The sequence below is a fragment of the Cupriavidus sp. R6-3 genome (assembly GCF_059772245.1).
This window is the reverse complement of the sequence record NZ_JCBAJO010000249.1, coordinates 1-6,591: the sequence shown is the minus strand read 5'-3', so window position 1 is coordinate 6,591 and position 6,591 is coordinate 1. Positions and strand designations below refer to the sequence as shown.

13 protein-coding genes are annotated in these 6,591 nt (G+C 63.7%); 6 read left to right on the top strand and 7 right to left on the bottom strand.

All coding sequences use genetic code 11. The annotated features are described in order from the left end of the window. The 7 genes from AC6EI8_RS22985 to AC6EI8_RS22955 all read right to left on the bottom strand — a co-directional run. Window positions 1-360, bottom strand: a 360-nt coding sequence (locus AC6EI8_RS22985; RefSeq protein WP_498382973.1) for a hypothetical protein, incomplete at its 3' end; no start/stop codon positions are given. A gap of 28 nt (window positions 361-388) precedes the next feature. Further along, a complete protein-coding gene (locus tag AC6EI8_RS22980) occupies window positions 389-1,069 on the bottom strand; it encodes a crossover junction endodeoxyribonuclease RuvC (RefSeq protein WP_498382972.1) in 681 nt (226 codons plus the stop codon). Then, complete coding sequence (locus tag AC6EI8_RS22975; RefSeq protein ID WP_498382971.1) at window positions 1,062-1,808, bottom strand: hypothetical protein; 747 nt, start codon at window positions 1,806-1,808, stop codon at window positions 1,062-1,064. Before AC6EI8_RS22975 ends, AC6EI8_RS22980 begins: the two co-directional genes overlap by 8 nt. Next, window positions 1,759-2,658 (bottom strand): hypothetical protein, encoded by a 900-nt coding sequence (locus tag AC6EI8_RS22970; RefSeq protein ID WP_498382970.1) that lies wholly within the window; start codon window positions 2,656-2,658, stop codon window positions 1,759-1,761. The genes AC6EI8_RS22975 and AC6EI8_RS22970 overlap by 50 nt, the downstream gene beginning before the upstream one ends. Continuing rightward, a complete protein-coding gene (locus tag AC6EI8_RS22965; protein WP_498382969.1) occupies window positions 2,658-3,224 on the bottom strand; it encodes an HNH endonuclease in 567 nt (188 codons plus the stop codon). Before AC6EI8_RS22965 ends, AC6EI8_RS22970 begins: the two co-directional genes overlap by 1 nt. Window position 3,225: 1 nt before the next feature. After that, window positions 3,226-3,543 (bottom strand): CII family transcriptional regulator, encoded by a 318-nt coding sequence (locus AC6EI8_RS22960; protein ID WP_498382968.1) that lies wholly within the window; start codon window positions 3,541-3,543, stop codon window positions 3,226-3,228. A gap of 8 nt (window positions 3,544-3,551) precedes the next feature. Next, a complete protein-coding gene (locus tag AC6EI8_RS22955) occupies window positions 3,552-3,800 on the bottom strand; it encodes a YdaS family helix-turn-helix protein (RefSeq protein ID WP_498382967.1) in 249 nt (82 codons plus the stop codon). Between the two features lie 77 nt (window positions 3,801-3,877). Here AC6EI8_RS22955 and AC6EI8_RS22950 point away from each other — a divergent pair, with 77 nt between their 5' ends. The 6 genes from AC6EI8_RS22950 to AC6EI8_RS22925 form a co-directional block, all read left to right on the top strand. After that, a complete protein-coding gene (locus AC6EI8_RS22950; RefSeq protein ID WP_498382966.1) occupies window positions 3,878-4,558 on the top strand; it encodes an XRE family transcriptional regulator in 681 nt (226 codons plus the stop codon). 1 nt (window position 4,559) lies between these two features. Beyond that, entirely contained in the window at window positions 4,560-5,201 is a 642-nt protein-coding gene (locus AC6EI8_RS22945; protein WP_498382965.1) for a hypothetical protein, read from the top strand. A gap of 125 nt (window positions 5,202-5,326) precedes the next feature. After that, window positions 5,327-5,644, top strand: coding sequence for a hypothetical protein (locus tag AC6EI8_RS22940; RefSeq protein WP_498382964.1), 318 nt, complete (start codon window positions 5,327-5,329; stop codon window positions 5,642-5,644). A gap of 129 nt (window positions 5,645-5,773) precedes the next feature. Continuing rightward, window positions 5,774-6,106, top strand: coding sequence for an XkdD/Y8K6 family phage-associated protein (locus tag AC6EI8_RS22935; protein WP_498382963.1), 333 nt, complete (start codon window positions 5,774-5,776; stop codon window positions 6,104-6,106). After that, window positions 6,103-6,315 (top strand): hypothetical protein, encoded by a 213-nt coding sequence (locus AC6EI8_RS22930; RefSeq protein WP_498382962.1) that lies wholly within the window; start codon window positions 6,103-6,105, stop codon window positions 6,313-6,315. Before AC6EI8_RS22935 ends, AC6EI8_RS22930 begins: the two co-directional genes overlap by 4 nt. After that, the coding region (locus AC6EI8_RS22925; protein ID WP_498382961.1) for a hypothetical protein at window positions 6,312-6,591 on the top strand (280 nt) is incomplete at its 3' end. The genes AC6EI8_RS22930 and AC6EI8_RS22925, both read left to right, overlap by 4 nt.

Genomic DNA, 6,591 nt, shown 5'->3' with positions numbered 1-6,591 from the left:
CGGATCGTTCTGCGCGTAGGCCGCATCGGCCGTGCGCCAGAACTTGTACCGGCCGTCCTTCCACACCGTGACGGCCTCGGCGGTCGGCTGCTCGGCCTGCTGCGCGCTCGGCTGCGGAGCGGCGTAGAGCGGCATTTGCTCATCGTCACCAGGCGTCGGATAGAGCAGCACGGGATGGCGCTCGGTTATCTTCGCCAGGCGCGCCGCGCTAACGTACCCCACCGCCTGCGCTGCCGGCTGCTGCGCGAGGGCGGCTTTGGCCCGGGCGGCGGTGTCAAGGGCGGCTTGGTCGGCCCGCTCGTTGATCGCGCGACAGAACTCGCAGCGATACCCGCTTGGGTGCCGGCACATCAGCGTCATCTCTCCCATCCTCACAGCCTGCTCCATCTCAGTTCTCCTCGTTGATCGCGTAGACCAGGATCGCCACCGCGTCCGCATGGTTATCGTCGACGACGTTCACACCGCGGCGCTGGGCCTCGGCGATCATGGCGCCCTTCTCCGCGCGGCCGTTGCCGGTCCAAGCCTTCTTGATCGTGCCAACGCCCACCCCGTGCAGCGGCACGTTGTTCGCCGCGCACCATGCTTCGAGCATCGCGAGGTAGCCACCGTAGACGTGCGCCGCTGTCGTGCCGATGTGCCGCTTCACGTCCTCGAAGTACACCGCCTGCACGCCGCCGGCTTGCCGCGCCGTGGCCGTCAGCCACTCCCGGAACGCGATCCAGCGCCGGCCGTTGCCTCCCAGCTTCTTCGGGTCCAGCCGCAGCGTTCCGGACTTGTGCCCGCCGTCCCGCGTGGCCACCGCCCAGCCCGTCGACGTGCCCAGGTCCAGCGCGAGGATGTTCACGTTCGTCGCGGCAAATGCGCGTGCGCGCGCGCGGGATTCGTGCGGGGCCGTCGCATCCTCCTCGACGTCGTTGACCGGTGCCCACTCGCCACGCTCGATGCAACACGCGTCGCACCGGCAGTCGGGGGTGGAGCAGTCGGTCACGTGCGCGCGTCGTGGGGGCGGCGGCAGGTACGGCATGTCGTTGGTCTCGCCCTTCACGATCTCGGCTAACAGGTCAGGCATGCTCGGCCTCCAGCACGAACGGCTTTGCCGCGAGGCCGCGACGAGCCATCTCGAGGACGGCGATCGGGACCGGTTGCTTTGACTCTGCCTTCGCGATGATCCGGCGTGCCCAGTCCCGTCCGTCGCCTTGCGGGCCGCGGCGCAGGATGCCTGCCGCCTTGAAGCTGGCGAGGCGGCGGCTTGCTTCGTCGCGGCTGATCTCGGTACCGCCAGGCGCGGGGAGCGCTTCGGCTCGCGGCGGCACGGGATGCACGGTCCCCTGCTCCTTGACCTGGCGCAGCGCTGCCTCGAAGCGGGTGCGCAGTTGGGCGTGCGACAGGCTCAGCATCTCGAACTCGCCGACGCGGATCGCGGCCCAGTAGATCGCCGGATCGCTCCACACGTCCTTGCCTGCCTGCCGTGCCCGTAGCTGCTCGACGGCTTCGTAGATCGCCGCATCGACGTTCATCGGCGGCTGGCACAGGGCCACGAACTCGGGCAGCGTCGGCGGGAATGGGCGCGTGCGCAGCGCTTCGACGCCGCGACGCAGCTCATCGCGGGATAGGTAGGCCAGCTCCTGCCCCCACAGCTTGCGCACGACGAGCAGGTCAGTGCCACGCCACAGGTCCGCGAACTTCGAGCCGTACATGCCGCTCATGCGGGCGAACAGGCTGTCGATCCACGACTCGGGCACGGCGTCTTGCGGCCAGTCAGTCGACGCGGCGGGCGACAACATCGAGGGTGTCAGGGGTGCGTTCATGGGCGGGTTTCCTACCGGTCAAGGTGGCGATGACGTCGGCGCGTTCTTGCGCTCGGGCGTCGGCACGGCTGGTGGCTCTGGGCCTCGGGCTGAGGATCTCGGCCAGGATCGGCCGAAGGTAGTTCGGGCTGATCGCTTCGGGAGCCGGCTTGCGCTGGCGCGCGATGTCGACGGCGGCCTGCAGCTGCGCATCGGTGGCGCCGGTGTCGGCGAACTCGCGTGCCGCAGGGTGCTGCCCGGTCATGGGCGAGACGCCGGCCTTGCGCAGGAGCACCGCCACGGCAATGGCCCGATCACTCGGACCCTCAGCGGCGCGCGACTGACCACGGTGGTTATGCTGCTGCGCTTCCCGGATGGGGGAATCAGAGAATCCGGAATCAGGAATCAGAGAATCAGCACGGCTAGCCCCCCTTGGCAAGTCGCTTTCTCGGTCGTCATTCCTAGGCTTGCCCTGGGCTTCGCTGTCATTGCATGGGGGCGTGGCCTCAGGCTTTCCGTTGTTGCCAACCCCATCGAGCCCTAGGCTTTTGGGGGGTGGTATGACGCTTTCAGCCTCCCGATGGTGCGGATTCTGATGCAAGGAGAACTTGACGATCTGGATGTATTCCTTACCGTCTACCTCATAGATCAGGATGAATCCGTGCCGCTCCAGCTCGCGCAGCAGCGGTTCGGTGTCTTGGTTGTCGTAGGGCAGAAGCTCGCCCTTGATCCGCTTCGGGCGGTACTCAAGCCGCCCTTCCCGGTCGGCCATCATCCAGAGTCCTGGGAAGATGAAGCGGGCCCAGATCGAGCATTCGGCGAGGTCTTCGTTCTTGTAGAAGCCAGGCTTGATGTTGCGTGCGCGGGCCATCAGTTGCGCTCCCTGATGCGGTTCCAGCAGATCCCGCAGAAGTACTTGAAGATTTTCCCGGGCTGACGTCCCCAACGTTCGCCGGCCAGTTCCATAGCGTCGTAGACGGAATGGAAGCCAAGCTTCTCGACGAACATGCGAACGCTCACAAGGGAGGGCTCGCTGAGGCCATAACCCGGATTGAAGTCGGTGTAGCGGTCGTCGATCGCCGAAACCTCTTCCTCGAGGCGCAGACGGCGGGCAGCAAGCACGGCCTGATAGCCCTTGATCTGCTCTTCGCGCTCGAGGATCTCGGCTGCTTTTTCTGCCAGCGGCCGCGGCACGTTGGAAAGTGGAGTCGCCCCCTTACCCAGGTTGCACGGCTGGCACGACGTGATCAGGTTGTCGATGTCGTTTTCACCGCCATCAGCAACAGGGACTATGTGGTCGACCTGAAGGATGACCGCGGGCGGATGCGCTCCGCAGTACTGGCACACGAACCCGTCGCGCTTGAAGACCTCGAAGCGCAGCTTCTTGCCGATAGGTTTCCGCTGGGCCGGCGTGAGCGGCTCGGGAAGACTGGTCATTTCAGGCTTGCCCCGCCATCCGTTGGAATTGGCGGGCCTCCAGATACTTGAGCGCCATGCTCTCCAGCGCGTTCAGCTCGATCCGGTCGACGACCATCGAATCGGTCGGCGCGACCTGGAGCCCGAGCACGGCGAGAAGATGGGCCCACTTCTGCAGGTCCTCCAGCGTCCGGCTGATCGTGCTGGCCGACACGCCCATGCAAGCTGCTGCACGGGACTGCGTGACACGTGCAACAGCGCGCAAGACCTCGGCCTCATTGCGTGCACTGAGCTTGCGTGTGCTTTCAAGCTCTTCGGCGGAAACTGTTTCCGTGCTCATGTGGCACCTCAGGCAGTGGCCGGCTCGACGCCAGCGGACTGCTGGCGCAAGTAAGCCCAATCGACGTCGGGCCGCATCTCTTCGCAGCGCACAGCGCTCTGGCATGCGCGCTCGAGGGCCGGGCAACGTTCTGCCGGGATGCGGTTGTTGTTGATCCACTCGTAGACCGAGACGGTGCTGATATCGAACAGGCTTGCGACAGCGGCAGCACCGCCGGCGGCTTTGACGGCGCGCTTCACAGCGTTCTCTTGCGTCACTTTATCACTCCGATAAGGTGTTTCCTTATTTCATGATAGCAGGTAACGCCTTATCTGCAAATGTTAGGCTCCCCCTTATGCATATCGGCGACAGAATCAGGCAGAAGCGCAAGGAGTTGGGGCTCACCCAAGGTGACCTCGCGCGTCAGTTCGGAATCACCAACGTATCGGTATCCGAGTGGGAGCGCGGACTAGGCAAACCGGATCAGGACAAGCTTCCGGAGCTTGCCCGGCGGCTGCGAACGTCGGTCTCGTACCTTCTGACAGGGAGAGAAGAAGGCGCTGTCCGACAGCCGCGGATCATGACCGTAAAGGAAGCTGAGGACACAGACGACATTGGTATCATGCGTCTCCCCTATTACGAGGCTAAGGCTTCATGCGGTAACGGTGTGATCACATTCGAGAGCGGCCCCAAGGGCTATCTGATCAAGGAATCGACCTTCTTTACGAAGTACGGCGTGGGGCCGGAGGACATCATAGCGGTCTACGCGGAGGGCAACAGCAACGCCGACTTCATCGTCGAGGGCGACATCGCCCTATTCGATCGCCGGAAAACAGAACCCCGGAGCGGGAAGCTATTCCTCATCGACCACCCTGACGGGCTGCGGATAAAGCAGCTGAGGCGCCTGGTGGACGGCACATGGGTGCTCGAGAGCCGAAATCCTGACAAGCGGCAGTATCCAGACGAGCTGCTGCAGCCATCCCAGGCTGAATCGCTGAGGATCTTGGGCGAGTTTTTCTATCGGCAGGGAGGGTGAGATGTTGCGCCTCAAAAAGTTGCTGCTCGTGGTGGCCAGCACCGCGCTACCCCTTCTAGTCTGGGCCGCACCATACGATTTTGACGGCACGCCCATTGAAATCCCGCCGCCGCCGGGCTATGTGTCGACGCGGACTGACCCAGCGCTCTATGAAGCAGCGAAAGCAACGACTTCTCAGCATTCGATACTCATAGATCACTTCATGCCCCGTGAAGGCGCGGAGCCATCCAGGAAAACTTGGGATGGGTCCGCCTGGATGATCGTTCAGACGCCCAGAGGCGCACGCGGTGTAGAACTGACCGCCGAACGGTTCGAAAGGCTTAAGGCCGGGACACGTACAGTCGATCTCCAACGCGCGTTGGAAAGCTGGAACGATCCTGCGCTTAAAGCTGCGCGCATCGACGCGGCCCGCGTTATCGGCGTTGAGAATGACACGGGCGAGTGGTTCATGTACGGCACGGCCGCCAAGGTCGTCATGGACGGTCAACCGGTGCCACTGATCGTCGTCACGAGCTATTGCCGCATCAAAGGGAAGCTCGTTTCCCTAGGCACATACAGAGTCTTTCGTCAGTCGAGCGACATCACCGTAGCGAAACGCGAGGCTCGCCTATGGGCCTTGGCCGTCCTGAACGCTAACCGCTGATCCCCAAAACCCAGCCCGCGATTCGCGCGGGCTTCTCTCGCTACAAAAAGTAAGGCAACACCTTGACAAGCGAGTAAGGCATCTCCTACTATTCCGTTTAAGGCAACACCTTATCGGAGACGCAGATGCCAGCCACCACCACCCAACCCGACCTCGTCACGATCCCCGGCCAGCCCGAAATGCTGACCGGCCTGGAATACCTCGGCACCGCCTTCTTCGGCGATGTCCGCGTGGACCTGCACGGCTCGGTCTACTGGGTCGGCTCGCGTATCGGCGACATCGATCTGGAGGACGTGACGATCACCGGCACGACGATCAGCCTGCGCGATTCGCTGGACAACGCGGAGTGGACTCGGCTTCAGCGCGAGGCCATCGAGCAGTACGAGAGCGGTCTGGTTGCGGTGACTGACTGGCGCGGTCGCGTGACCTGGCGCGCCGCCTGACTGGTTCGGCCCGCACCAGCGGGCCACCATCGCAGCGCCACGGTAGGAGCGGCGAGCGCACCGAACCGAAGCCTGTGCAGCCTGGGGCCGGTCCAGGCCGCTGCGATGGTGGAGAACAAGGAGAACACGATGGATCAACAGGACAAGAGCGGGCCGAAGTTCACGCCAGGGCCGTGGACCTACGTCGATGCGACGAAAAGCGCGGCACACAAGTTTGCGCCTGTATGCGTGATCAAGGCAGGGCGCAAGCAGATTGCGTCCTTTAGCTGGAACGATGCCAGCAAGTGGTGGCCGACCAAAGCAGAGAGCCAAGCCAACGCCCGCCTGACCGCCGCCGCGCCGGAACTGTACGAGTTCGCAGCGGAATTCCTGCAGGCATGGGAGGACGGCATGGCGGGGGATAGCTCGCTGTTGGCGAAAGCCCGCGCCGCCCTCGCCAAAGCCACCGGGTGCCAGCAATGACGAACGAACAGGCAGCGGCGAGGCAAGCGAGCCACGAGAACCTGATGCGCGAGCTGGTGGAGGCGTTGGAATCGGCGCACGCCTTCCTAACTGACCCGCGCATCGGTACGTGGTCGTACATGGAATCGGACGCCTTCTACTCAGACCTCGCCGTGGAGGTCAAGAAGATCGAGGCGGTTCTCGCCCGCGCCAAGGAGCAGCAGCAATGAGCGGATTCCGAAAAATCGTCACTAGCGCCGAAGTCTATGCAGTGCTGCGGGCAAAGCATGGCAGCGACATGGCGGTGTACTCGTCCTTCAGCGACCCCGATGGTACTTCGTTCGGCGGAGATGGACGGGTAGGCCGCATTGAAACGGAGTGGGCAATGCGGGACGGCACCGTACCAATCCTGGCTGCCAAGACCACGTGGGAAATCGACCCGAGTACTCCGTACAAGCGCATCAACGAGAAGCATGAGTATTGGCTTTGCTACCCGATCGATTGGG

What these genes read in the sequence shown, in the direction of transcription:
- AC6EI8_RS22980 (WP_498382972.1), bottom strand. Translation starts at nt 1,069, where the DNA reads ATGCCTGACCTGTTAGCCGAGATCGTGAAGGGCGAGACCAACGACATG.
- AC6EI8_RS22975 (WP_498382971.1), bottom strand. Translation starts at nt 1,808, where the DNA reads ATGAACGCACCCCTGACACCCTCGATGTTGTCGCCCGCCGCGTCGACT.
- AC6EI8_RS22970 (WP_498382970.1), bottom strand. Translation starts at nt 2,658, where the DNA reads ATGGCCCGCGCACGCAACATCAAGCCTGGCTTCTACAAGAACGAAGAC.
- AC6EI8_RS22965 (WP_498382969.1), bottom strand. Translation starts at nt 3,224, where the DNA reads ATGACCAGTCTTCCCGAGCCGCTCACGCCGGCCCAGCGGAAACCTATC.
- AC6EI8_RS22960 (WP_498382968.1), bottom strand. Translation starts at nt 3,543, where the DNA reads ATGAGCACGGAAACAGTTTCCGCCGAAGAGCTTGAAAGCACACGCAAG.
- AC6EI8_RS22950 (WP_498382966.1), top strand. Translation starts at nt 3,878, where the DNA reads ATGCATATCGGCGACAGAATCAGGCAGAAGCGCAAGGAGTTGGGGCTC.
- AC6EI8_RS22945 (WP_498382965.1), top strand. Translation starts at nt 4,560, where the DNA reads ATGTTGCGCCTCAAAAAGTTGCTGCTCGTGGTGGCCAGCACCGCGCTA.
- AC6EI8_RS22940 (WP_498382964.1), top strand. Translation starts at nt 5,327, where the DNA reads ATGCCAGCCACCACCACCCAACCCGACCTCGTCACGATCCCCGGCCAG.
- AC6EI8_RS22935 (WP_498382963.1), top strand. Translation starts at nt 5,774, where the DNA reads ATGGATCAACAGGACAAGAGCGGGCCGAAGTTCACGCCAGGGCCGTGG.
- AC6EI8_RS22930 (WP_498382962.1), top strand. Translation starts at nt 6,103, where the DNA reads ATGACGAACGAACAGGCAGCGGCGAGGCAAGCGAGCCACGAGAACCTG.